This is a genomic window from Roseomonas sp. SRI_022 (assembly GCF_057586215.1).
Window position 1 is genome coordinate 46,456 of the sequence record NZ_JBYCZL010000028.1, and the last position, 24,553, is coordinate 71,008.

Genomic DNA, 24,553 nt, shown 5'->3' on the forward strand with positions numbered 1-24,553 from the left:
CTTCGGGCCACCCTGCACGGGTCCCGGGAGGACCCTTGCATGCTTCATCGCCGTTCCCTGGTCGCCGGCGCCGCGGCCATTGCCGCCGCCGCCGCGCCGGCCCTCGCCCAGCAATCCTGGCCATCGCGCGCCGTGCGCCTGATCCTGCCCGACACACCCGGCAGCGGGAACGACACCACCGCGCGGCTTTTCTCGCCTTTGCTGGAAGCAGCGCTCGGCCAGCCCTTCGTGGTGGACAACCGCGGCGGCGCTGGTGGGCGCATCGGCGTCGAGGCCGGCTTCCGCAGCGCGCCGGACGGCTATTCCTTCCTGCTCGGCAATGCCGGGTCGAACGGCATCAATGCGGCGATTTACCGCGACCTGCCCTATGACCTGACCAATGCCTTCGATCCCGTGTCGCTGCTCGTGGTCGGGCCGAATGCGCTGATCGTCAATCCGCGGGTTCTCGCGGTCGCCGATGTCGCCGCGCTGATCGCCCTGCTGCGGTCGCGGCCCGGGGCCTTCAACTATGCCTCCGCCGGCGTCGGTTCCTCGGCGCATATGAACATGGAGCTGTTCAAGAACCAGGCGGGGCTCGACATCGTCCACGTGCCCTATCGCGGCTCGCCGGCCCTGGTGCAGGCGGTGATCGCGGGGGAGGCACCGCTCGCCTTCGCCAACCTCGTCAACGTCATGCCGCAGGTCCGCAGCGGAGAGGTGAAGCTCCTCGCCGTCACCTCCATGACGCGGATGGCTGACCTGCCGGACACGCCCACGGTCCACGAAAGCGGCCTGCCCGGCTTCGAGACAGTGGCCTGGAACGGCCTGCTGGCGCCAAAGGGCACGCCCGCGCCGATCCGCGAGCGACTGCTCGCCGAACTGGTGAAGCTGCGTGGCAACGAGGCGCTGCGCGACCGCATCCGCCTGCTTGGCGGCGAACTTGTCGTCTCGACCCCCGACGCCTTCCAGCAACGGATCGAACATGACGTTGCGCAGTGGAAGCGCCTGGCCACCGCAGCCAACATCACGGCGCAGTAGCATGAAGATCACCGCCATCGACTTCCTCGGCGTCAATGTCACGCCTAAGACCAACTGGTCCTTCATCTTGGTACGCACGGAGGACGGTCGTGCCGGCCTCGGCGAATGCACCCTGTCGAACCAGGAGGCGCTGCTGGAAGCCGAGGCCGCGCGCCTCGCCGCCAATGTCGTTGGCCTCGATGCGCTGGCGCGCAATCGTGTCGCGCGGCTGATCCCGCATGCGCCGGGCGGCCTCGTTGCCCATGCCGTGCTCTCGGCCTTCGAACAGGCACTGTGGGACCTGGCGGGGCAGGAGGCCGGGCGGCCGATCCACGCCATGCTCGGTGGGGCGGTGCGGGAGGGCGTGCCGCTCTACGCCAACATCAATCGCGGCGCCAATCCACGCACACCGGAAGGCTTCGCGGCCGCGGCGCGGCGCGCCGTGGGGGATGGCTTTCGCGCCGTGAAGCTCGCGCCCTTCGAGCCCTTCGTGTGGGAGGACGCCGCCGATGCTTCGTTGCGTGGCGCCTATGACCAGGGCCTGGCGCGCATCGCCGCGGTGCGCGATGCGGTCGGGCGCGGCATCGACATCATGGTGGATGCGCATTGGCGATTCTCACCCGGCGGTGCGGCTCGTCTGGTACAGGATGTCGCGCCCTTCGGCCTGTTCTGGCTGGAATGCCCGGTCAGCGAGGCCAACCACCCCGAGATCCGTCGCCTGCGGTCCATGGCCAATGATCGCGGCATGCGCCTCGCCGGCGCGGAATCGCTCGCCGGCCTCGCCGCCTATCGCCCGCTGATCGAGACCGGCTGCTACGACGTGCTGATGCCCGACATCAAATACGCCGGCGGGCATGAGGAGATCCGCCGCATCGCCGCCCTGGCGCAGACGGCCGGCGTCGAGATCGCCCCGCACAACCCGACCGGCCCGGTATGCCATGCGCACTCCGTCCATCTCTGTGCGACGATCCCGAACCTGCTGCCGCTTGAGGTTCAGTTCGGCGAGACGGACCGCTTCTTCACGCTGGTTTCCGGCCATGACCTGCGTTTCGCGCGCGGGGCGGCGACGCTGTCTGCGGCGCCGGGCCTGGGCAATACGATCGACGAGGGCGGTGGGCGGCTGACGCCCTGGCAACCCATGCCGAAACCCTGGCTGGACCCGAGGCTCGGCTGATGCCCATCTGGGTCGGGGCGACGCTGCTCGCCGGGTTGTTCCAATGCTGGCGCACGGCGCTGCAGCAGAAATTGCGCGGGCAGCTTTCCGTCAATGCGGCGGCGGTCGTCCGCTACCTCTACGGCGTGCCCTTCGGTGTGCTGTTTGTCGTGCTCTACCTGTCGATCTTCGGTGGCAGCCTGTCATCACCGTCCTGGCTCTATCTGCTCTACTGCGTCCTGGGCGGCTTCGGGCAGATCATCGGCACCAACCTGCTGATCATGTCCTTTGGGCATCGCGGCTTTGCGGTCGGCACCGCCTATTCAAAGACCGAGGCGGTGCAGGCCGCCTTCATCGCGCTGATCTTCCTCGGCGAATCCTTTGCGCCGCTGGCTTGGCTCGGCATCGCGGTGTCGGTGGGCGGGACGCTGTATCTGTCCCTTGCCGGGCGCGTGAGCTCGCTGCGAGAGGTGCTGGCGGCGACGTTGCAACCATCCGCGATCTACGGCCTTGGTGCAGGGCTTGCCTTCGCGCTCTGCGCGCTCGCCATTCGCGCGGCGACGATGACGCTCGAGGGGCCGGATGCGACGCTGCGCGCGCTGGAGACGCTGGTCGTCATCAACATGCTGCAAACGCTGATGCAGGGCGGCTGGCTGCTGGCGACGGAACGCGCGTCGATTCCGGCGCTGTTCCGCACCTGGCGATCTTCGGTACAGGTCGGCGCGTTGTCGGCCAGCGGGTCGGCCTGCTGGTTCACCGGCTTCGCCTATGCGCCCGTGGCGCTGGTCCGCGCGGTCGGGCAGGTCGAGATCCTGTTCACCCTGTTGTTCAGCCGCTTCTTCCTGAACGAACGCATGAAGCGAACCGACATCATCGGTGCGCTGACCGTGGTCGCGGGGGTGGTACTGGTGCTGCTGGGCCGCTGATGCGACGGCCACATCGACTGCCCCTGCCATCACGGTCCATATGACCATCACACCGACGTTCCACTGAGGCTCCCATGCAGCGAATCACACCGGCGACCCTCAAGATCTGGCTGCACGATGGCGGCGAGGTCGCATTGCTCGATATGCGCGAACACGGCGAATACGGGCAGGCGCACCCCTTTCACGCCATTCCGCTTCCCTACTCGCGGCTGGAACTGGACATCGGCCGACTGGTGCCGCGTGCGGCGACGCGCATCGTACTGTTCGATGATGGCGCCTCGGGCGTTGCCGAACGTGCCGCGGCACGGCTGGCCGCACTCGGCTACACGGCGCTGCATCTGCTCGAGGGCGGCACGGCGGCCTGGCAGGCGGCCGGCAATGTCCTGTTCGCCGGCGTCAACGTCCCCAGCAAGACCTTCGGCGAGATGGTCGAGGAGACGTACCACACGCCGCATATCGGCGCGGCGGAACTGGCGGCACGGCAAGCACGCGGCGACAACCTCGTGGTGCTCGACGGCCGGCCGGTGGACGAATACCGCAAGATGACCATCCCCGGCAGCATCTGCTGCCCGAATGGTGAATTGGCACTCCGCATCGCGGCGATCGCGCCCGATCCGGCGACGACCATCGTGGTCAATTGCGCCGGGCGGACGCGCAGCATCATCGGCGCGCAGACGCTGCGCCATTTCGGCGTGCCCAACCCGGTGCTGGCGCTGGAGAACGGCACCCAGGGCTGGTACCTCGCCGACCTGCAACTCGACCACGGCGCCGACCGGCTCTATCCGCCGCCGCCCGCGGCGCTCGAACCGGCGCGCGCTCGCGCTGCACGTCATGCCGAACGGTGCGGCGTGACGAAGGTGTCCGCGAAGCAACTCACCACCTGGCTCGCTGATCCCACCCGCAGCACCTTCCTCTGCGATGTCCGCACGCCGGAGGAGTTCGCCGCCGGCTCGCTGCCCGGCGCGCAGAGCACGCCCGGCGGACAGTTGCTGCAGGCAACGGACCAGTATGTCGGCGTGCGCGGCGCCCGCATCATCGTCTTCGATGGGGAGGGCGTGCGCGCCCCGATGGTCGCCGCCTGGCTGCGCCAGATGGGATGGGAGGCGCATGTGCTGGCCGAAGGCCTTGCCGCCGACCTGCCGTCCGCTACGCCGCAGCCGGCGCCGGCACTACCGACGCTGCCTGCGATCGACGCCGCTGAACTCACGGCCCTGGGCTCTGCGACGCTGGTCGATCTGCGGCCGAGCATGACCTACCGCGCCGGCCATCTCCGCGGAGCGACCTGGGCGATCCGGCCTCGGCTCGATCGCGTCGTGGCGCCCGCGGGGCTGCCGGTCGTGCTGGTCGCGACGGAGGAAGGCATCGCGCGCCTCGCCGCGCTCGACCTCGCCGCGCGCGGCATCGTCGCGACGTATTGGCATGCTGGCACGCCAGCCGGCTGGCGCGCAGCGGGGCTGGAGGTGGAGGCGAGCCCGCAATCGCCCCCGGATGCCGACTGCATCGACTTCCTGTTCTTTGTGCACGACCGCCACGCCGGCAACCGGGAGGCGGCGCGGCAGTATCTCGCCTGGGAACTCGGGCTGGTTGCGCAGCTCGACCCGCAGGACCGCGCCGCCTGGCGCTTCCTGCCGCCGGGGTGAAGCGCCCTACCTCTTCATCGCGGCGAAGAACGGCGCTGGCTTCACGATGCGGTTCTCCATCTTGACCAGCATGCCGCGCTTCGCGACCTCGGCGAGGTAGTCCGCCCAGGCGGGGTCGGCGGCCATGGCGGCGCGGCGGCGTTCGCGATCCGCCTGGTCCTCATAGCCCCACATGTGCACGACAGTGTTCAGCGATCCCTCGATCGTCGTGTACCAGCCGACGCAGTTGCCCAGATGCTTCTGCTGCAGCGGCCAGCCCATCTTCTCGTACAACTCGACGAACTCGGCCACGCGATTGGGCAGGCAGGTGTAGATGCGCAGGTCGACGATCATGGTCGGCTTCTCCTTCACGACGTGCGCAGCATGTCCCGCCGCGCGTCATCGGGGAAGCGACCGCGATAGTTCGGCCCGAGGCGTATGCCTCGGGCCAGGAGCGCAAAGCGCGACCGCGCCCGGACCACCCGGCATGCCCAATGCGGCAGTGCAGGGCACGCAAGCCAAGCGTACGGATGTGCGCGCCGGCGCCCGCCGTTTGAGGTATCTACTGAAGATTCACGGGGACCAGATCCTGGAACCAGGACTGGACCGAGGTGAAGCCCGTCACCCGCCGGCTCATCGCCCGCGGATTCAGGTCGTGCACGATGAACAGCCAGGGCGGGTTGTCCACCACGCGGGCATGCGCCTCGGCATAGGCGGCGGTCGCCTCGGCCGGGGTGCGGGCCGATTCCAGCCGTGCGAAGGCGGCCTCGAACTGGTCATCCGAGAAGCCCGGCCAGTTGAAGCCGTTGGGCGGGGCGAAGGACCGCAGGAAGTAGCGCGCCATCACCGACGGGTCGGAGGATGGCGAGGACGGGTTCAGCGACTGCACATTGGCGACCACCGGCGCATTGGCCGCGCTGCGCGTCGCCACCAGCAGGTTCGACCAATCCGTCACCTCGAAATCCACCTGCACGCCGCAGGCCTCGCGCAGATTCTGCTGCAGATACTCGTTCATCGGCAGCGGCAGCATCTGGCCGGAGCCGGAGGTCGAGATCATCACCTTGAAGCGCAGCGGGCGCTGCGCGGTGAAGCCGGCCTCGGCCAGCATCGCCCGCCCGCGCGCCGCGTCGAAGCGGTAGCGGTTCTGCGGCGCACCGAAGGCGGGGTCGGATGGCTTCAGCCAGCCGACCGACGGTTCCGCCGTACCGTTCAGCAACTGCACCAGCCCATCGCGATCGATGCAGTAGTTCAGCGCCTGGCGCACCCGCACGTCGCGGAACGGCGTGTTCTCCCCATTCATCTGGAAGAACCACGGCCAGACATGCGGGTAGGACCCGGTCGTCACATTGAAGCCCGCTGCGCGCAGGGACGGGATGGCATCCGGCGGCGGCACCTCGATCCAATCCACCTGGCCCGACCGCAGCGCGGCGAGGCGGGTATTCGCCTCGGGCATCGGCAGCAGCAGGATGCGATCCAGCCGCGCGCGGCGATTGCTGTCCCAATATCCGTCATGGCGCGACAATTCCGCCGATTGCCGCGGCACGAAGCGGGACAGGCGGAACGGCCCGGTGCCGGCGGGCGGCAGTGCCGCGACGCGCGCCCAATCGCGGCCCGCCGTCTCGAAGGATTGCGGGGAGGTCATCAGGATATAGACGACCATGTAGGGGAAATAGGAGGCGACGCGCGTCGTCGTCATCTCCACCGTCATGTCGTCGATCTTGCGGTAGGAACCGAGGATGGTGACACGGGCGCGGGTGATGCCGCTGCCGCCCGGTTCGAATTGCGGTGCCTCGTTGCGGAAATATCGGTCGAGGTTCCAGATCACCGCATCGGCGTTGAACGGCGTGCCGTCATGGAAGGTCACGCCGGACCGCAGGCGGAAGCGCCAGATCTTCGGGTCGCTGGCATCCTGTTCCCAGGATTCGGCCAGGCCCGGACGCAGCCCCGCCGGGCGTGACGCGTCCGAGAGGTCCCACAGGGTCAGCGCCTCGAAGGTCGGGTAGCCGAGGAACCGCATGCCCTCGAACCCATTATTCGGCATGCCCGTCGTGGTCGGCACGTCCGAGGCGGTCATCGCGATGCGCAGCGTGCGCGGCTGCTGCGCAGCTGCACTTCCTGCACCGATCGCGAGCAGTGCCGCGGCGGTCACGGCGCCGCGCGCCAGGCGTGAAGTCATGGTCATCGCATTCTCCCGCGGCCCCGCCTGGGCGCGGCGGGGGTTCGCGGGATGGGCAAGCAAGGACCGGGCCGGTCTCCTCGCGCGGCTGTTTCGCGTTTGGCCGGGATACCGCATGGCCGCGGCGGGCGGTCCGCAACACGGCTGTCACACAGACGTCATCGCCGGGTCATGCACCGCTGCTACTGCGCCGCGGCATCAGGGGTGACCGAGGCATGCTGGAAATCGAAGGCCTGACGCGACGCTTTGGCGCCAAGACGGCGGTGGATGCCGTCAGCCTGCGCATTCCCGCGGGCCAGATGGTGGGCGTGATCGGCCGGTCCGGCGCAGGCAAGTCCACGCTGCTGCGCATGGTCAATCGCCTCACCGATCCATCAGAAGGACGCATCCGCTTCGACGGCACCGATGTCAGCGCGTTGCGCGGCCGCGCCCTGCGCGACTGGCGCATGCGCTGTGCCATGGTGTTCCAGCAGTTCAACCTGGTGCAGCGGCTTGATGTGCTGACCAATGTACTGGTCGGGCGGTTGAACCGGCGACCTGTCCTGACATCCCTGCTGCGGATGTTCTCGGCGGAGGAGCGCGCCATGGCACTGGCCGCGCTGGACCGCTTCGACCTGGCCGAGACGGCGTTGCAGCGCGCCGACACGCTGTCCGGCGGCCAACAGCAGCGTGTGGCAATCGCCCGCGCGCTGCTGCAGGAACCGCGCATCGTCCTGGCCGATGAGCCGATCGCGAGCCTCGATCCACGCAACTCCCGCATCGTCATGGATGCGCTGCGCGGGGTGAACCGGGACGGCATCACGGTCCTGGTGAACCTGCACGACCTGACGACCGCGCGCGACTATTGCGACCGCATCGTCGCGCTGAATGCGGGGCGCATCGTCTTCGACGGCACGCCCGAACAGCTCACCGCCACGCGCATCCGCGAGATCTACGGCGTGAGCGAAGCCGAATTCGCCGAGCAGGCCGCCGAAGCCGTTGGCGCCATGCCGCGCCACGTCGCCATCGCCTGACCCCCTCCACAGGAGAGCCACCATGATCACCCGCCGCACCCTTGCCGGCCTTGCCGCAGGCGCGCTGCTGACGCCCGGCCTCGCCGCGGCGCAGCCCGCCATGCGCCGCACGCTGGATGCCAACACCACGATGCCCGAGGCCGGGCGCCGCCCCTGGGCGGAACAGGTGCCACAGCTGCGCGTCGGTCTGCTCGGCGGCGAGAACGAGGCCGACCGCCTCGGCCGCTTCGGCGCCTATCGTGAATTGCTCGAACAGACCTTCGGCGTGCCGACGCGGCTGTTCCCGGCCTCGGATTACGCGGGTGTGCTGCAGGCCTTCTCGGCCGGGCAGATCGAGCTCGCGAGCATGGGTGCCTCGGGCTATGCGGGTGCGTGGCTCGACACCAATGGCGGCGTCGAGCCGCTGGTCACCGCCGAGGAGAATGACGGCTCCATCTCCTATGTCGCGGTCATGGTGGTGCGCGCCGATTCCGACATCACCAGCCTCGAGCAGATGCGCGGCAAGTCGCTCGCCTGGGCCGATCCGAACTCGACCTCCGGCTACCTGATCCCGCGCTTCGCGCTGCGGCGCGGCGGCATCGGCGTGGAGAACGGCCAGTACTTCTCCCGCACCGGCTTCGCCGGTGGGCATGAACAGGGCGTCGTCGCGGTGCTGCAGCGCCAGTATGACGGCGCGGTGACCTGGGCCTCCGGCCAGGGCGAGGTGTCGCAGGGCTACAGCCGTGGCAACCTGCGCGCGATGGTGGACAAGGGCATGCTCAACATGTCCGACCTGCGCATCATCTGGACGTCCGACCCCATCCCGAACGGCCCGCTGACCGCGCGCACCGCGCTGCCGGCGGCATTCAAGGAGGACATGAAGCGCTTCCACCTGGCGCTGCCGAAGACGCACCCGGCGATCTACCGGGACATCGAGCGCGGCGGCGGCACCGGTTATCGCGAAGTGCGCCACCAGGATTTCGAGATGATCGTCGAATTGCGGCGCGACGAAGCCGCCGCGCGCCGCCGGCGTTCGTGAGCGCAGCCTACGCAACCGGCCTCCCCGCGGTGATCCGTGGGGAGGAAGCGTATCTTGCCGCCCGCCGGGCGAAGCGCCGACAGGTGCTGCTCGGCGGCGCGATCCTGCTCGCCTGCCTGCTCGCCGCCGCCTGGGTCAGCGAAGCGCACCCCGCCACGCTATGGGCCGGGCTGCCGCGCATCGGCGAGTATTTCACCCGCATCCTGCCCGATCTGCGCTGGCATGCGCTCCTCGCGGATGCGGAGACGGAAGGCTCCGTCGCCTTCTGGTTCTACCGCTTGCCCGAATGGTCGCTGCTGATCCTCGAGACGGCGAACATGGCCGCGCTCGCGACGCTGATGGGTTCCGCCGCGGCGTTGCTGCTGGCCTTCCCGGCGGCGCGCAACATCGCGCCTTCGCCGCTCGCCTTCCACCTTGCGCGCCGCACGCTGGAAGCGCTGCGCACGGTGCCCGAGATCGTCTATGCGCTGATCTTCGTCTGGGCCTTCGGCGTTGGGCCGCTGGCCGGCATTCTCGCCATCGCGCTGCATTCCGCCGGCGCCAACGGCAAGCTCTTCGCCGAGGCGATCGAGAATGCCGACCTCAAGGCCTGGGACGGCGTCGCGAGCGCCGGCGGGTCCTGGCTGCATGGCTGCCGCTTCGCGGTGCTGCCGCAGGTGCTGCCGAACCTCATCTCCTATCTGCTGCTGCGCTTCGAGGTGAACATCCGCTCGGCCTCGGTCATCGGCTTCGTCGGCGCGGGCGGCATCGGGGAGGAGCTCTACAAGGTGATCTCCTTCAACTACTACGAGGAGATCAGCGCCATCGTGCTGCTGGTCATCCTGACGGTCGCGGTTCTTGACCTGGTGTCGGAACGCCTGCGCCATGCCGCGATCGGGCGGCTGGAGGCGGCACGATGAACGCGAATGTCGCGATGTGGCGGGACCGCATGCCGACGGCTTTCGGCGACAGCCCGGCGCGGCGCGCGCTGCGCGCGGCAGGCTGGGCGCTGTTCCTTGCCTGGTTGGCGGGCGCGCTGTGGTGGTTCGACTTCTCCCCGCAACGGCTGTGGAACGGGCTGTCCGGTCTCGGCACGATCGTCGTGCTGATGATCCCGCCCTCGCCCGGCGAACTCTGGGTCGAGATTCTGAAGGGCATGGCCGAGAGCGTCGCCATGGCCTTCCTCGGCACCTTCATGGCGGCGATCGTCGCCGTGCCGCTCGGCCTGCTCGGCGCGCGCAACATCGTCACCAGCCTGTTGTTCCGTTTCTCGCTGCGCCGCCTGCTGGATGGCTTCCGCGGCGTCGACCAGCTGATCTGGGCGCTGGCCTATGTGCGCGCCGTGGGCCTCGGGCCGCTGGCCGGCGTGCTCGCCATCTTCACCGCCGACATCGCCGTGCTCGCGAAGCTCTACGCCGAAGCCATCGAGAATGCGGAGAAGAAGCAGGCCGAAGGCGTGGTCGCCGCCGGCGGCGGGCGGCTCGCCGCCATCCGCTTCGGCATCCTGCCGCAGGTCGCGCCGGTGATGCTGGCGCAGGCGCTGTATTTCTTCGAGAGCAACACGCGATCCGCCACCATCCTTGGCGTGGTCGGCGCCGGCGGCATCGGGTCGCAGATCGCCGAGCGTATCCGCGTCCGCCACTGGGACGAGGTTGCCTTCATCATCATCCTGATGATCGTGACGGTCGCCGCGATCGACCAGGTGTCGTCCCGCCTGCGCCGCCGGCTGATCGGCGCGCGGGGCTGACACTTGTTGCCGCCGCCGGCCACGCGCCGCATCCTTTCCCGTGACATCGGGAGGACGGCGATGAAGAAGGGCTACAAGGCGCTGCTGGCGGAGGCCGAGGCGCTCATCGAGACCGTGCCGATCGACCAGGCGCTGAGCCTGTATGGCGATTGCGACGTGGTCTTCGTGGACCTGCGCGACCCACGCGAGATCCAGCGCGAAGGCCGCATCCCCGGCTCCTTTTCCTGCCCGCGCGGCATGCTCGAATTCTGGATCGATCCAGAGAGCCCCTACGCGAAGCCGATTTTCACGGAGCCGAAGACCTTCCTGTTCTATTGCGCGAGCGGATGGCGATCCGCTCTGGCCGCCAGGACCGCGCAGGAGATGGGGCTCGGCAAGGTGGCCCATATCGGCGGCGGCTTCACCGCCTGGCGGGCGGGCGGCGGCGCGGTCGAGACCGTCGAGCCGAAGAAGGGCTGAGCGGCGCCGGCGGCGGCCCCTGATCGGGCGGCATGATGGCCGCCTTGCCGCGACATCGCCCTGGAATCGCCGCGAACTTCCCGCGATCCTGCGCGTTGATCCCCCATGGCGCCGTCTGCGCCCCGGGAGAACCACGCCATGCGCAGCTTCTCGAAGCCTGGCACGCGCGCTGCCATCCTCGCGCTTCCGCTGCTCCTGCTGCTGCCGCCGGCCCCGGTGCCGGCGCAGCCCCTGCCGCCCGCGCCCGGTGCCGCGATTTCCACGGCCGAACCGATCGATCCGCCGACCCAGGTCGGCCGCATCGCGCGCATCATCGGCCCGGTGTCCTATCGCCTGCCGGGTGAGGACCAGTGGCAGCCGGCCACCCGCAACCTGCCGGTGATCGAGGGCAACGCCGTCTACGCCGGTCCCGGCGGCCGCGCATTGGTGGAAGTCGGGCAGAGCCGCATCGCGCTCGAAGGTGGCACGGATCTGCAGCTCGCTGCGCTGAACGACACGGGCCTGTCGGCCACGCTGCCGCGCGGCGCGGCCTATGTGACGCTGTCCGGGATCGCGCCGGGGGAGGCGGCGCAGATCGTCACCCCGCAGGCGGGCGTGACCATGCTGAGCGCCGGCCGCTACCTGTTCGAGGTGCCGGAATCCGGCCCGGCGCGCGTCGCGGTGCTGGAAGGCGAGGCGCTGCTTGCCACCTCGGGCGGGGAGATGCGGCTGACCTCGGGCCAGGCCGCCATCTTCACCGAAGGCGCCCCGCCGCGGATCGAACGGGCCGGCGCCGGCGCACCGATCGTGGCCTGGGCTGATGGCGCCCTGCCGCGGCCGCGCCAGGCCCTGCCGGCGGCCACGGTCGGCATGACCGGGATCACCGAGCTCGCCGGTTATGGCCAATGGGCCCAGGCCCCGGACTACGGCCAGGTCTGGTACCCGAGTGTCGCGCCCGGCTGGGCGCCGTATCGCGACGGGAACTGGCAATGGGTGGAACCCTGGGGCTGGAGCTGGGTCGATGCGCAGCCCTGGGGCTATGCGCCGTCGCATTACGGGCGCTGGGTGCAGGTGGATTCGCGCTGGGCCTGGGCGCCGTTGCTCGCCGTCGCGGTCGATGCGCTGGCCCCGCGGCCGGTCTGGACACCGGCCAATGTCCGCTTCTTCGGCGGCGGCTATGACCGATGGAGCGGAGCGCCGGTCGGCTGGGTGCCGCTGGCGCCGCGCGAGGCCTACTACCCCTGGTACCGGGCCTCGCCGCGCTACGTCGAAAGGGTGAATGCCCGTTACGTGACCAATGTGCGGGAGGTGACGAACATCTGGGCACAGGGCCGCGACGGACGCGACTTCCGGCCCGGCGAGCGCCTGGACCAGTTCCGCAATCGCCGCTTCGCGACGGTCGTGCCGGCCGATGCGTTGCGGGGCTCACGGCCTGTTCGGCAGGAGATGCGCCGTGTGCGGACGGAGGATTGGCGCCGCACCTTCGCCCAGGAGGAAGGCCCGCCGCGGCCTGGTCCGCGCACGGTCGGCCTGACGCCGACGGCCGCCGAGCGCCTGGGCATCGCGCCGGATGCGATGCGCCGCGGGCCGGTGCGCACCGGCCCGCCGGCCGAGACCCATGTGGCCTTGCAGCAGCGTCTGCCGGAGGAGATGCGCGGGCGGCCGGAGACGCGGCGCGGCCCGGATGGTGGTCCGCGCGCCCCGGCGCGCGATGCCGCGGATGCGTCGCGCCGCGTGGAGGACGCGCCGCAGCGCCAGGCCATCGAGCAGCAGCGGCGGCTGATGGAGGAGCATCAGCGACGTGCCGCGGCCGGCACACAGGGGCGAGGGCAGGACCAGCCGGCGCGCGCGGGTGCAGGGGTGTCGCGAGGGGCACCGGGGGCGCCTGCCGCCGAGATCGTCGATCGCCAGCGCCGTGCGATGGAAGACCAGCAGCGTCGCGCTGCTGATGAGCAACAGCGACAAGGGATGGAGCAGCGGCGCGCCGCGGCCGAGCAGCGGCAGCAGCAGCGGGACGGCGCGGAACAGCAGCGGCGGGCTGTGGAACAGCAGCAGCGGGACGGTGCGGAGCAGCAGCGCCGTGCCGTCGAGCAGCAGCAACGCGATGGTGCGGAGCAGCAGCGTCGTGGAGCCGAGCAGCAGCAACGTCAGGCCTTGGAGCAACAGCGTCGTGCTGCCGAACAGCAGCAGCGAGATGGCGCGGATCAGCAGCGTCGCGCGGTCGAACAGCAACAGCGCCAGGCCGCGGAACAACAGCGCCGCGCCGGCGAGCAGCAGCAACGCCAGGCGGTGGAACAGCAGCGTCGCGCGGTCGAGCAGCAACAGCGTCAGGCCGTGGAGCAACAGCGCCGCGCCGCCGAGCAGCAACAGCGCCAGGCCATGGAACAGCAGCGCCGCGCCGCCGAGCAGCAACAGCGCCAGGCCATGGAACAGCAGCGTCGTGCGGCCGAGCAGCAACAGCGCCAGGGCATGGAACAGCAGCGTCGTGCGGCCGAGCAGCAACAGCGCCAGGCCATAGAACAGCAACGCCGTGCGGCGGAGCAGCAGCAGCGCCAGGCTGGGGAACAACAACGCCGCGCTGCCGAACAACAGCAGCAGCGCCGTGCCGCGGAACAGCAGCAGCGTCAGGCCGATCGGCGTCGCAACAACCAGCCTGATTGAGTCTCGACTACGAAGGTAGACCGGCTGCCGGGCACGAAGGCCCGGCAGCCGGCATGAAGATGGACGTCACGGCGGGACCCTGCCCGCCGCCAAGGCCGCGTCAGGACCCGAGGCTGATCGGCGTCAGGTCCTGGAACCAGGACTGCGCCTGCACGAAGCCCTGTACGCGCCGGTGCATCGCGCGCGGGTTCATGTCATGCGCGACGAACAGGAACAGCGCGTCGTCCACCACCTTGTCGTGCAGCTGCTTCAGCAGCGCGTCCTGCGCCGCCGGTTCGAAGGTCTGGTACACCTGATTGATGATCGCGTCGTAGGACGGATCATTCAGGTAGCCCCAGTTGTTCGCCGCCGGTGGCGTCAGATCCGACTTCAGCAGCCGCACCAGCGCCGTGAAGGGATCGAGTGCGGTGTAGGACACGTTGATCGCATCGCAGCCGCGCACCGACGGCGCGCCTGCGCCCTCGCGCCAAGTGCCGAGCAGCGAGTTCCAGTCGAACACCTCGAAGGTGATCTCGATGCCCACTTCCTTGAGCTGCTGCTGCAGCGCCTCGTTCATCGCCAGCACCTGCATCTGGCCCGAGCCCGAGGAGGAGATCGCGACCTTGGTGCGCAGCGGCGTGCGCGGCGTCACACCTGCCTCCGCCAGCAGCCGGCGCGCGCCGGCCTGGTCGTAGGTCAGGCGAGGGCTGCGCACCGGGTTCCAGGGCCCGCCAACGGGCACTAGGCCACCGCCCTCGAGCATCGTGCCGGCCAGCATGTCCTTCATGCCGGTGCGGTCGATGGCGAGGTTGGCGCCGCGGCGGACCCGCACGTCGCGCCAGGGCGAGCCCTCCTTCAGGTTGAAATGCCATGTCCAGTTATGACCGTACTGGTTGGTGACGATATTGAAGCCGGCCTGGCGCAGGGAAGGGATGGCATCGGGCGGGGGCGCCTCGATGAAATCCACTTGGTTCGACCGCAGCGCGGCGACGCGGGTATTGGCCTCGGGCAGCGGCAGCAGCGTCACGCGCGCGACCTTGGGCACGCGCCGCGCCTCCCAGTAATCCGCGTTGCGCACCAGGATGGCGCGCTCACGGATGCTGAAGGCTTCCAGCTTGAAGGGGCCGGTGCCGACCGGCTGCTGCAGGAACTTGTCGTTGTCGCGCCCGGCCGCTTCCCAGGCGGCGCGGTGGGTGATGCCGACCCAGGTGGCGCCGTAGGGCACCAGGCTGTCCACCGTGCGCGTCTCGACGATGAAGGTGTTCTCGCCCTCGGCGTACCAGTTGACGATGGTGGGCATGCGGCCGCGCACCTGGGCCGAGCCGCGCGCGTCGAATTCCGGCGCGTCGTTCTTGAAGGCGCGGTTGTAGGAGAAGACGACATCATCGGCCGTCATGGACTTGCCGTCGTGGAACTTCACGCCCTCACGCAGGGTGAAGATCCAGCGCTTCGGGTTGGCCGGATCGACCCGCCAGGCGGTGGCGAGGCCTGGGCGCAGCGGCGCCGGCCGGTCGCTCATCGACAAGTCCCACTGGACCAGTTGGTCGTAGAGCGTGACGCCCATGAAGCGGTGCCCTTCGGCACCCTGGTCCGGCATGCCGTTGGACAGCGGCACGGCCGAGGCGGTCATGCCGATGCGGAGATTGCCGCTCGGCGTCTGCGCCTGGGCGATGTCATAGGGAAGCACCGCGGCCATGCCGAGGGCCGCTCCTCCGCCGAGGAGGTGCCGGCGGCTGAGGGTAGGAAGCATCGAAGTCTCCGCTGCAATCGGGTTGCTGCGGAGCAACATAGATGCCCGTGGCTAAGCTGTGGGCAGCCGAGCGCCAAAAGGCGCCGCAATGGGCGAAGAATCTGCGATCTGCCCGGAAATCGGGCGAAATCGGTGCCGATCAGTCGTCCCGGTCGCGCTGCTGGGCCTGCGACTGCGCGGCGAGCGCACGCGCCATCTGGCTCAGCGCTTCCTGGTGCTTGTCGTTGTCGATCAGCGCGAAATTGCGCGCGAGTTCCAGGAACATCCGCTGACGCGCCGAGACGGGCTGCGCCTCGGCGCCCGGCTGCAGACCTTCGAAGAAGAAGGACACCGGGACGTTGAGCACCTGGGCGATCTCGAACAGCCGGCCGGCGGAGATGCGGTTCAGCCCACGCTCATACTTGTGGGCCTGCTGGTAGGTGACACCGATCATCTTCGCGAGCTGCTGCTGCGACAGCCCAAGCATCGTGCGGCGCTCGCGGATGCGGGCACCGACATGATGGTCGACGAGGCTCGCGCGCTGCGCCGAGGCATCATCGCCGATTTCGATGTCGGCGGAGGGGGTGGCTGAATTCATCGTCATGGCAACAATGATATCCTAGCGCGGGATGCGTGTGCGAGCAAGGTTACTTCTCTACCTATGCGCGCAACACGCAGTCGTGACCAAACACTTCAGGAACGCGCCCTCGCATCCTTCAGGATGGCAAGTTCGCGGCGAAGGGACTCCACCTCGGCCTTCAGCGCGTCCACCTCGGCCGGGGCGTCTTCACGCCGGCCGAAGGGGACGAAAAGGCTCATGGCTCGTTCCATCATCGCCATGTTCTGTTTGCCCAACTCGTCGATGTTGGGGAAGGGCATAAATCCACCCATGGTGTGTTCCATCGTACGGCGCATCTGGTCCTGCTGCCGCCCGAAGGACGCCATGGCGAATTCCAGGTAGCGCGGCACCAGCCCCTGGAGGTTGTCCCCGTAATACCCGATCAGTTGTCGCAGGAAGGCCGTCGGCAGCAGGTTCTGCCCGCCCTTGCTCTCTTCCTCGACAATGATCTGGGTCAGGACCGAGCGCGTGATGTCGTCGCCCGACTTCGCGTCATAGACCACGAAATCCCGCCCGTTGCGCACCATCTTGGCGAGGTCGTCGAGCGTGACGTAGGTCGAGGCCTCGGTGTTGTAGAGCCGCCGGTTGGCGTACTTCTTCACCACGACCGGCGGAACCGACGTGTCACTCCCTTGCGCGCCGCCTGCGGCTGTAGTGCCGGCCATCGACATCCCGCCTCGCTCTTTGCTTTGTTCCGTGCATACACTAGCACGCGGATTGCGGTGCAGCGAAAGCGGCAAATGATATAGCGAAAGCAGCAAATTCCGCACGTTCCTTCCGGCCGCTGGTGCGGTTATGGTCCGCGGCGCGAGGAACACCCTATGGAAGCCCCTGAGGATCTCGACAGCCTCGCGGAGGACTGGATCGCGCTGTGGCAAAGCGAGATTGCCGGACTGGCGGCCGATCCGGAACTGGCCGAGCAATGGGCCGCCTGGGCTGCGCTCGGGGCGGCATGGATGCGCGCGGCCACCGCCATGACGCCTCGTGCGCGGCCCTGGACCGATGACCGCGCCACTCCGCCGCCGTGGGCCCCGCCCCCTGCCGCTCCACCTGGGCCTCGCGGGGATGCGGGCCATGGCGGCGGCGACCAGCCTGCCCGCGATGCCATGGTCCAACGCCTGGCCGAACTCGAACGCCGGCTGGCCGATCTCGAAGGCGGGCCGGGCGGAACGGGAAAGGATCCTCGACGCCCTCGCGGCAAGCGGCCACCGGCCTGAGGATTTCGGCACCGCCGTCCTGATGCGCCTTGCCCGGGCGGACCGGGCGATGATCGCCGGCGTCGCTGCCTATCGCCGGCACCCCTGGACGCGGGAGATGGCCGACCCGCCGGCGATCTGGGCCGAGGGCGGGTCCCGCATGCTCGACTTCGGCGGGGAGGGGCCATCCGTGCTGTTCGTCCCTTCCCTGGTGAATCGCGCCTATGTGCTGGACCTGACGCCCGAGCGATCGCTGATGCGCTGGCTGCCGGGGCAGGGCTTCCGCACGCTGCTGCTCGACTGGGGCTGGCCGGGCGAGGCGGAGCGGCACTTCACCCTGACCGACTACGTCGCCGGGCGGCTGGAACGCGCGCTGATGGCGGCCCCCGGGCCGGTGGTGCTGGCCGGATACTGCATGGGCGGGCTGCTCGCGCTCGCCGCCGCACTGCGCCGGCCGGACCGGGTGCGGGCGCTGGCGCTGCTCGCCACACCCTGGGACTTCCATGCCGGGCCCGACGGGCCGCGCCGGGCGCGCACCGCCGCCGCCCTGCTGCCGGGGCTCGAGACACTGATGGAGCCAACCGGCGCGCTGACCGTCGATACCATTCAGTCGCTGTTCGCGATGCTGGACCCCTTCGGCATAGCGCAGAAATTCCGCGCCTTCGCGCGGCTGCGCCCGGACAGCGAACGCGCCGCGCTGTTCGTCGCCCTCGAGGATTGGCTGAACGACGGCATACCGCTGCCCGCCCCGGTGGCGCGGCAATGCCTGGCGGGCTGGTACGGCCGCAACGAACCCGGGCGGCTGGCCTGGCGCATCGCCGGCCAGGTGATCGACCCGGCCGCATGGAGCGGGCCGGCCTTCACCGGCATCCCGGAGCGCGACCGCATCGTGCCGCCCGAATCCGCGAAGGCAGCCGCCGCGCGCATACGGCAAGGGCAACTGCACATCGCCGCCGGCGGCCATATCGGCATGGTCGCCGGCACGGGAGCGGAGGCCGCGCTCTGGCGCCCGCTATGCGCCTGGCTGCGCAGCCTGGCGTAGCGCCGCCGCGACATCCGGCCGGTCGAGCAGCTTGTCGATCGCCTCGTTCATCGTGTGCAGCATCAGCGCGTGCAATTCGTCGGTCGAGGCCAGTCAGCTTCTCCAGGATATCTCCCGGCTTCGTGAGCCGAGTGTCATCCGGCGTCAGGATCCGATCAACCTCGGGTTGGGAGTCACGGCGGTGTGCTTGTAGCGTCCGGCGCCTCGGCGCATGTTCCGGGTCAATACCCTGCCAACGGAGAGCAGCCAGTCATGACCGAGATCGTCATCGCCTCCGCCGCCCGCACCCCGGTCGGTTCCTTCAACGGGGCCTTCGCCTCGCTCCCCGCCCATGCCCTCGGCACGGCCGCCATCAAGGCCGCGATGGAACGCGCGAAGATCGAAGGCGGGGAGGTGGACGAGGTGATCCTCGGCCAGATCCTCGCCGCCGGGTCAGGCCAGAACCCCGCTCGCCAAGCCTCCGTCAACGCCGGCATCCCGGTCGAGCACACCGCCTTCGGCATCAACCAGCTTTGTGGCTCGGGCCTGCGCGCCGTCGCACTCGCTGCCCAGCAGATCGCCACTGGCGACGCCCGTATCGTCATCGCCGGCGGGCAGGAGAGCATGACCCAGGCCCCGCACGCCCAGCAGCTGCGCGCCGGGCAGAAGATGGGCGACCTGGCGCTGGTGGACACCATGCTGCGCGACGGGCTGATGGACGCCTTCCACGGCTACCACATGGGCAACACCGCCGAGAACGTGGCCCAGAAGTTCCAGATCACCCGCGCCGAGCAGGACGAATTCGCCTTCAACAGCCAGCGCAAGGCCGGCGAGGCGATGAAGGCCGGCCGCTTCGCCGACGAGATCATCCCCATCACCATCAAGGGCCGCAAGGGCGATGTCGTCGTCTCCAACGACGAATACCCCAAGCCCGAGACCACGATGGAAGTGCTCGCCAAGCTGCGCGCTGCCTTCAGCAAGGACGGCACGGTCACCGCCGGCAATGCCTCCGGCATCAATGATGGCGCCGCAGCGCTGGTCGTGATGTCGGCCGCCGAGGCCGCCAAGCGCGGCGTCACGCCGATGGCGCGCATCGTCTCCTGGGCGACCGCGGGCGTCGATCCGTCCATCATGGGCACCGGGCCGATCCCGGCATCCCGCAAGGCACTCGCCAAGGCCGGCTGGAAGCACGAGGACCTCGACCTGATCGAGGCCAACGAAGCCTTCGCCGCGCAGGCGCTGGCAGTGAACAAGGACCTCGGCTGGGATACCTCCAAGGTCAACGTCAACGGCGGCGCCATCGCACTCGGCCACCCGATCGGGGCGTCCGGGGCGCGCGTGCTGACCACCCTGCTGTTCGAGATGCAGAAGCGCGGGGCGAAGAAGGGCCTCGCCACGCTGTGCATCGGCGGCGGGATGGGCGTCGCGATGTGCGTTGAGCGGTGAGATGCGCGCCGGAGAGGGGCGTCGCCCCTCTCCGGACCTCACCCCACCAGGGGCCAACGGGCCCCTGGACCGCGATCGGCTTGGCAACTCCGGGTTGAGTTACTTTAAACTTTTAGGTTTTTTGGCGCTTTAGGCCTTTATCGCGGTCGGGGCGTGCCTGACGGTGCGGATTGCCCAGTTGATGATGCGAACATAATGGGAACACGAGGGCCTGTCCAGCCAGGCGACGGCCAAGGGGTCCATTGCCGCGCTGCTATCCCGCCCAGATCCCGAGCTGACCGCGTGAGGGCGGGATCGAGGTTCCGCAAGGCGCTCCGGCTCTGGGTGGGGCGCTGCTGAAGCAGGCCCCGAACTGACCGGGCACGATCTGCGGGACGAACCGACCCGCAGCAGGCGCCGCCCAGGCAACGATACGAACGCCGGCGTGACCGTCCACCCCTGCCTATTTCGCCGGCAGTCCCTCCGCGAGATAGGCCGCCACGCGGTCCGCCGCGTCGGCGATGGCGTGCGGCGGCTGTTTCTCCCGCGGGCGGCAGGCCTCGGCCATGGCGCGCAACTCAGGCCCCAAGTCCACGCCGGCCGCGCGCAGCCCGAAGGCGGCAGCGACGATGCCGATGGCCAGCTCATGCGCCTCGGCATAGAGCCGGTCGCGGCTGTCCTCTGCCGCCGGATCGATGCTTTCGGCGATACGCACCACCTCGGCCGCGCGGGCGCGCACGGCGCCGCCGAGTTCGGTCGGTGCGGGCCGCATTTCCCCGATCACATACATCGCGTCGCGCGCCGCCTCATGCTCCGGCGCGGCGATGCGCGCGGCGAGGGCGGCCACGAAATCCGGGCGGGCACGGGCGATGCGGAGCGCCTGGTCGTACACCTCGTCGCGCCATATCGCGGAGACGAAGGCGAGGACCTCCACGGTCGGCGCATCGGCCGGCAGGGCGGCGAAGGCGGCACGCCGGCGGTCGGCCTCGCTCGGTTCCGGGGGCGGCGGCGGGGGCGGCGGGGCGCGCCGCTCCACGCGATAGCGAACCTGGGGCAAATCCCCGGGAACGGGTGACGTCGTGCCCGGCTCGACCCGGGTCGCGATCCAGGGGCTCCAGGCCTCGTCGAGCGCCGCGGGCCGCGCCGGCACGGGCAGGTCGGCATAGAGCGTCTCCGGCAGCAGCCGCCCGATGCTCAGCACGCGGGGCGCCTCCGAGATGGTCAGCGGGACGCGGCCGGGCAGGATCCACTGCCCGTCCTCGAGCCGCAGCTCCTCCGACCTCACGCTGCCGCCGCGGGTGCTCGGGACCACACCGGAGGCGAGGTGGATGTACGCCTCCTCCCAGGGCACGGAGGAGGGCCGCTCGGCTCCGACCGGCATGCGGATCTCCAGCGCCACGTCGATCGGTTGCCCACCCACCAGGGGTGCCACGTCCCGCTTCAGCCAGGCGAGCGCCCCCGCCCCGGTGATCAGCACCAGCACCACCAGCAGGGAGGCCCCGAAGCCCCGTGCGACGCCGCCTTCCCCGGCATGGCCCACCAGCCGGCAGGTCGTGATCCCCACCACCGTGGCGCCGAGGAACCCGAGGATTCCCATCAGGACGACGAAGTAGCCGGAATTGCCCTCGAAGGAGGAAATGCGGAGCCAGGGCACCGCGCGGTCGGCGACGTAGCCGGCGTAGAAGCCGCCGATCAGGCCCGTCAGCAGGCCGAGGAAGATCGCAGCGAGCCAGTTCATGGGTCGAATGTCCTCGGTCAGTCCTCGATGGTCAGGTCGGCCATGCCGAGGCCGCGGCACTGTTCGGCGATCCGCGCGACCAGGGCGGCGCGCTCCTCCGGCGCCATGGGTTCGGATCGGCGCTCGGCCGGGATCCACCAGCCTTCCAGCGTGCGCGGCACCAGGCGCGGGGCGCCGGAAAAGGTGCAGATGATGGTGGCGACGCGCCCGCCCTCCCGGCAGGTCAGCATCTCGCCACGATGATCGACCGTGATGGTGAGGCGCTGCGGGGTGGCCGGCGGGGGCGCCGGGGCCGGCTGCGCGGCGCGGCGGATGGCGTCCATGTCGGGCATGGGCGGTGGCGGTGCGGGCGGTTCCAGCACGAAGAAGAAGCCTCGCGGATCGGTCCATTCGCCCGACCACAGCGAGGATTGCCGGTCACGGAAGCCGAGTTCCGGCGTTGCCGCGCGCGGCCGTGTCGTCACGCGGCGCGCGAGCCGCGCCCAGGCCCCGACGGGTGGCGCTGGCGATCCCTGGCCCGTCTCGACGATTGTGTTGCCTGCGGCGAGCTCGGCCTTAAGCAGCGCGCGCAGTGCCGGCGGGAAGGCGTCGATCCCCTGGCCCTGCTTCGCGGTCACCAAGCCCCCCATCGCGCCCCGCGCGACTATCCGCCGCCGGGCGGCGAAGTCCAAGCCGTTTCAGGGGCAGTGAGCGGGTGGCTGGCGACGCGGCGCGGGGAGGGGGTGCTGCGGCGCCTGCTCCATCGCGGGGCCGAGTGGCCGGATCGGCCACGGCATCCGCCCGGCCGCTCGTTCAGGATACTGTCGCTGCGTCTCCGGTGCGGGGCGGCGCCGGCATTCGGAATGCGCGCGCCATGCGGCGCATTCTCAAACGATCCCCGGGACCGCGCCCGGCCTCACCGTGGGCCCCAGACTCCCGGACGCACCGCCGCCGCGCACAGCGCCCCATAGGCCGTGATCCCCAGCGCCACGGCCGTGAACTGCCCGGCCAGCCCGAACCCCAGCAGGTCCGCCAGAACCCATCCCCCGCCGACCGCCAGCCCGATCCGCGACAGCCCCGCCGCCACCGGAAACGCCATGCGCCCCGCGCCCATCGCCGCGAAGTAGAACGCCATGCCGATGCCGAAGCCGGGCATGGCCCAGGCGATGATGGACAATGCCTCGGTGGCGATGGCGCGCACGGCGGGGTCCGTCGTGAAGGCGGCGGCGGTCGCGGCGGGGAAGATGGCGACCGGGATGGCAATGGCGCTGGTGACGGCCAGCGCGAGGCCGCCACCCGTCCAGGCGATGCGCCGCGCCTCGGCCCAGTCCCCGCCGCCGACGGCGCGCCCGACCAGCGCGGTCAGCGCCGAGCCGACGCCGAAGGCGAGCGGGATCATCAGGAACTCCATCCGCGCCGAGATGCCGTAGCCGGCGACGGCCGCCGCGCCGTGCCCGGCGATGCGTGCCGTCACCAGGATGGTGGCGAGGTTGGCGATCGTCGCCATGATGCAGGCGATCAGGCCGACCGCGAGGATGCGGTGGAACAGCGCCTTGCGCAGCGGCGTGCGCAGCGACGGCGTGAAGCCCGCGCCGCCGGACATCACCGCCGCAGCCATGATCAGCGCCGCCCCCGTCATGGCGAGTGCGAAGGCAAGCCCCGCGCCGGCGAGCCCCATGCCGGCCGGTTCGATCAGCAGCCAGGCGAGCGGCGGATAGACGATCCAGGCGCCGATCACCCCGCGCGCGGCGAGTGCATGGCGGCCGCCGCCGCGCAGGATCGAGGCGAGGGTATTGGTCAGCCAGGTCGGCAGCGCGCCGGCGCCGAACAGCCAGGCGGAATAGGCGGCGGCTGCCTCGGCGGTCTCCGCCCCGCCGATCAGGCCGAGCAGGCTGCGCGGGAAAATGGCAAGCGGAACGGCGAACAACGCCGCGCCGGCGCACGCGATGACCAGGGCATGGGTGGCGAGTGCCGCCGCTTCGTCCCGCTTGCCGGCGCCCAGCGCGCGGGCGATGGCCGAGACGACGCCGCCGCCCATCGCACCCGCCGTCATCTGGCCGAGCAGCAGGGCGAAGGGCAGCACCAGCGCCCAGCCTGCCAAAGCAAGCGTGCCCTGCCGCGCGGCGAGCCAGGGTTCGATCAGCAGTGCTGCGACCTGCGTGGCGGCCAGCAGCGTGGTCGGCGCCGCCAAAGCGAGGATGCGGCGCAGGCGGTCCCGGGTGGTGGGCATGACGGGGGCGAAGCCGGCGGCGTCATTCATGGGCGTCGGCCGCCATCTGGTCGGCGCCCGCCTGGTCCGCCAGCGTGCCGAAGCGGCGGTGGATCGCCGCATTGGCGCCGGGGCCGGGCAGGATGCGGACATCCCCGGGGGCGATCGCGCTGCCATCGGCGCGGCGCGGCGGCTGGGCGAGGACGGGGGCGCCGGTGGCGCGGTCGATCATCATGGTGGGCGGGCCCTCGGGACCGGAGAAGTGGCGGGCGCCCCAGTCGCGGATGGCGAGGTAGAGCGTGAAGGCGTCCCGCCCGCGATCGGTCAGCTGGTAGGCGTGGCGGCTGCCGTCGCGGACGCGTTCGAACAGCCCTTGTTCCACCAGATGCGCGAGGCGCGTCGAAAGGATGTTGGGGGCGATGCCGAGGTTGGTGGCGAAGCCGTCGAAGCGGGTGGTGCCGCAGAAGGCTTCCCGCAGGATCAACATGGTCCAGCGTTCACCGAGCACGGCCATGGCGCGAGCGACGGGGCAGCGCATGGCGCCGAAATCGGTGGGTCGCATGGGGGCGTCCGGTGGTGGCGGGCGGCATGGGAGGGCAGAAACTTGCAATTTGCAACTTTTAATTTGCAAGTATCGATGCTGTGTTTGGCCTGACTTGTCCCCTGGCTTGTCCACAGGAAATTTCAGCTGCATGGCATCGCAGAACTTGTGTCCCCCAATGGTCATGGCCTACCGTATCTTGTGTCAGGGGGAAGTAGGGGGACGATCGCGATGGACTGGACCGCGGAAGCGATCGAGCGCCTGAAGGCGCTCTGGGCCGAGGGGCATTCGACGGCCGAGATTGGCCGTCGAATGGGCATTTCGAAGAATGCCGTGGTGGGCAAGGCACACCGGCTGAACCTGCCGGCGCGGCCGAGCCCGATCCGCCGCG

22 protein-coding genes are annotated in these 24,553 nt (G+C 70.0%); 13 read left to right on the plus strand and 9 right to left on the minus strand.

From position 1 onward, the window contains the following. The first annotated feature begins 39 nt into the window (after nucleotides 1–39). The 4 genes from AC2YHJ_RS22620 (at nucleotide 40) to AC2YHJ_RS22635 (ending at nucleotide 4,715) form a co-directional block, all read left to right on the plus strand. Complete coding sequence (locus AC2YHJ_RS22620) at nucleotides 40–1,017, plus strand: Bug family tripartite tricarboxylate transporter substrate binding protein (protein WP_487398442.1); 978 nt, start codon at nucleotides 40–42, stop codon at nucleotides 1,015–1,017. 1 nt (nucleotide 1,018) lies between these two features. Further along, nucleotides 1,019–2,170, plus strand: a complete 1,152-nt coding sequence (locus tag AC2YHJ_RS22625; RefSeq protein WP_487398443.1) for a mandelate racemase/muconate lactonizing enzyme family protein — start codon at nucleotides 1,019–1,021, stop codon at nucleotides 2,168–2,170. Beyond that, the gene (locus tag AC2YHJ_RS22630; RefSeq protein WP_487398444.1) at nucleotides 2,170–3,075 is read left to right on the plus strand and encodes an EamA family transporter; all 906 of its coding nucleotides are present in this window, start codon (nucleotides 2,170–2,172) and stop codon (nucleotides 3,073–3,075) included. The genes AC2YHJ_RS22625 and AC2YHJ_RS22630 overlap by 1 nt, the downstream gene beginning before the upstream one ends. 74 nt (nucleotides 3,076–3,149) lie before the next feature. Further along, nucleotides 3,150–4,715: a rhodanese-like domain-containing protein gene (locus AC2YHJ_RS22635; RefSeq protein WP_487398445.1), complete on the plus strand. Its 1,566-nt coding sequence runs from the start codon at nucleotides 3,150–3,152 to the stop codon at nucleotides 4,713–4,715. Between the two features lie 6 nt (nucleotides 4,716–4,721). Here AC2YHJ_RS22635 and AC2YHJ_RS22640 read toward each other — a convergent pair whose 3' ends face one another. Together AC2YHJ_RS22640 and AC2YHJ_RS22645 are read right to left on the minus strand one after the other, a co-directional pair. After that, nucleotides 4,722–5,048, minus strand: a complete 327-nt coding sequence (locus AC2YHJ_RS22640; protein ID WP_487398446.1) for an NIPSNAP family protein — start codon at nucleotides 5,046–5,048, stop codon at nucleotides 4,722–4,724. Between the two features lie 208 nt (nucleotides 5,049–5,256). Next, nucleotides 5,257–6,876 carry an ABC transporter substrate-binding protein gene (locus AC2YHJ_RS22645; protein ID WP_487398447.1) on the minus strand — a complete coding sequence of 540 codons (1,620 nt, stop codon included), beginning with the start codon at nucleotides 6,874–6,876 and terminating at the stop codon, nucleotides 5,257–5,259. Nucleotides 6,877–7,085: 209 nt separating this feature from the next. On the opposite strand from AC2YHJ_RS22645, the gene phnC reads away from it, so the two are divergent. The 6 genes from phnC to AC2YHJ_RS22675 all read left to right on the plus strand — a co-directional run bounded on the left by phnC (nucleotide 7,086) and on the right by AC2YHJ_RS22675 (nucleotide 13,726). After that, nucleotides 7,086–7,883: a phosphonate ABC transporter ATP-binding protein gene (phnC, locus tag AC2YHJ_RS22650; protein WP_487398448.1), complete on the plus strand. Its 798-nt coding sequence runs from the start codon at nucleotides 7,086–7,088 to the stop codon at nucleotides 7,881–7,883. A gap of 22 nt (nucleotides 7,884–7,905) precedes the next feature. Beyond that, nucleotides 7,906–8,901, plus strand: a complete 996-nt coding sequence (phnD, locus tag AC2YHJ_RS22655) for a phosphate/phosphite/phosphonate ABC transporter substrate-binding protein (RefSeq protein WP_487398449.1) — start codon at nucleotides 7,906–7,908, stop codon at nucleotides 8,899–8,901. Further along, a complete protein-coding gene (phnE, locus tag AC2YHJ_RS22660) occupies nucleotides 8,898–9,800 on the plus strand; it encodes a phosphonate ABC transporter, permease protein PhnE (protein ID WP_487398450.1) in 903 nt (300 codons plus the stop codon). The genes phnD and phnE (AC2YHJ_RS22660) overlap by 4 nt, the downstream gene beginning before the upstream one ends. Continuing rightward, a complete protein-coding gene (gene phnE / locus AC2YHJ_RS22665) occupies nucleotides 9,797–10,627 on the plus strand; it encodes a phosphonate ABC transporter, permease protein PhnE (protein WP_487398451.1) in 831 nt (276 codons plus the stop codon). The genes phnE (AC2YHJ_RS22660) and phnE (AC2YHJ_RS22665) overlap by 4 nt, the downstream gene beginning before the upstream one ends. 60 nt (nucleotides 10,628–10,687) lie before the next feature. Beyond that, nucleotides 10,688–11,086, plus strand: a complete 399-nt coding sequence (locus tag AC2YHJ_RS22670) for a rhodanese-like domain-containing protein (protein WP_487398452.1) — start codon at nucleotides 10,688–10,690, stop codon at nucleotides 11,084–11,086. A 138-nt stretch (nucleotides 11,087–11,224) separates the two neighbouring features. Beyond that, nucleotides 11,225–13,726, plus strand: a complete 2,502-nt coding sequence (locus AC2YHJ_RS22675; RefSeq protein ID WP_487398453.1) for a DUF6600 domain-containing protein — start codon at nucleotides 11,225–11,227, stop codon at nucleotides 13,724–13,726. 100 nt (nucleotides 13,727–13,826) lie between these two features. Here AC2YHJ_RS22675 and AC2YHJ_RS22680 read toward each other — a convergent pair whose 3' ends face one another. From AC2YHJ_RS22680 to phaR, 3 genes are all read right to left on the minus strand, one after another. Beyond that, nucleotides 13,827–15,401, minus strand: a complete 1,575-nt coding sequence (locus tag AC2YHJ_RS22680; RefSeq protein WP_487398454.1) for an ABC transporter substrate-binding protein — start codon at nucleotides 15,399–15,401, stop codon at nucleotides 13,827–13,829. A gap of 193 nt (nucleotides 15,402–15,594) precedes the next feature. Then, nucleotides 15,595–16,038, minus strand: a complete 444-nt coding sequence (locus AC2YHJ_RS22685; RefSeq protein ID WP_487398455.1) for a helix-turn-helix domain-containing protein — start codon at nucleotides 16,036–16,038, stop codon at nucleotides 15,595–15,597. A gap of 89 nt (nucleotides 16,039–16,127) precedes the next feature. Continuing rightward, complete coding sequence (gene phaR / locus AC2YHJ_RS22690; protein ID WP_487398456.1) at nucleotides 16,128–16,718, minus strand: polyhydroxyalkanoate synthesis repressor PhaR; 591 nt, start codon at nucleotides 16,716–16,718, stop codon at nucleotides 16,128–16,130. Nucleotides 16,719–17,127: 409 nt separating this feature from the next. On the opposite strand from phaR, the gene AC2YHJ_RS22695 reads away from it, so the two are divergent. Both AC2YHJ_RS22695 and AC2YHJ_RS22700 read left to right on the plus strand, forming a co-directional pair. Continuing rightward, the gene (locus AC2YHJ_RS22695; RefSeq protein WP_487398457.1) at nucleotides 17,128–18,291 is read left to right on the plus strand and encodes an alpha/beta fold hydrolase; all 1,164 of its coding nucleotides are present in this window, start codon (nucleotides 17,128–17,130) and stop codon (nucleotides 18,289–18,291) included. A gap of 252 nt (nucleotides 18,292–18,543) precedes the next feature. Next, nucleotides 18,544–19,716 carry an acetyl-CoA C-acetyltransferase gene (locus tag AC2YHJ_RS22700; RefSeq protein ID WP_487398458.1) on the plus strand — a complete coding sequence of 391 codons (1,173 nt, stop codon included), beginning with the start codon at nucleotides 18,544–18,546 and terminating at the stop codon, nucleotides 19,714–19,716. Nucleotides 19,717–20,158: 442 nt separating this feature from the next. Here AC2YHJ_RS22700 and AC2YHJ_RS22705 read toward each other — a convergent pair whose 3' ends face one another. From AC2YHJ_RS22705 to AC2YHJ_RS22720, 4 genes are all read right to left on the minus strand, one after another. Further along, nucleotides 20,159–21,433 carry a hypothetical protein gene (locus tag AC2YHJ_RS22705; RefSeq protein ID WP_487398459.1) on the minus strand — a complete coding sequence of 425 codons (1,275 nt, stop codon included), beginning with the start codon at nucleotides 21,431–21,433 and terminating at the stop codon, nucleotides 20,159–20,161. A gap of 17 nt (nucleotides 21,434–21,450) precedes the next feature. Next, nucleotides 21,451–22,050: a hypothetical protein gene (locus AC2YHJ_RS22710; RefSeq protein ID WP_487398460.1), complete on the minus strand. Its 600-nt coding sequence runs from the start codon at nucleotides 22,048–22,050 to the stop codon at nucleotides 21,451–21,453. A 278-nt stretch (nucleotides 22,051–22,328) separates the two neighbouring features. Next, the gene (locus AC2YHJ_RS22715; protein WP_487398461.1) at nucleotides 22,329–23,672 is read right to left on the minus strand and encodes an MATE family efflux transporter; all 1,344 of its coding nucleotides are present in this window, start codon (nucleotides 23,670–23,672) and stop codon (nucleotides 22,329–22,331) included. Beyond that, on the minus strand, nucleotides 23,665–24,183 hold the full coding sequence (locus AC2YHJ_RS22720; protein WP_487398462.1) for a winged helix-turn-helix transcriptional regulator: 519 nt from the start codon (nucleotides 24,181–24,183) through the stop codon (nucleotides 23,665–23,667). Before AC2YHJ_RS22720 ends, AC2YHJ_RS22715 begins: the two co-directional genes overlap by 8 nt. Nucleotides 24,184–24,393: 210 nt before the next feature. Between AC2YHJ_RS22720 and AC2YHJ_RS22725 the strand changes: the two genes are divergently transcribed. After that, nucleotides 24,394–24,553: GcrA family cell cycle regulator (locus AC2YHJ_RS22725; RefSeq protein ID WP_487398465.1), on the plus strand; the 160-nt coding region annotated here is incomplete at its 3' end.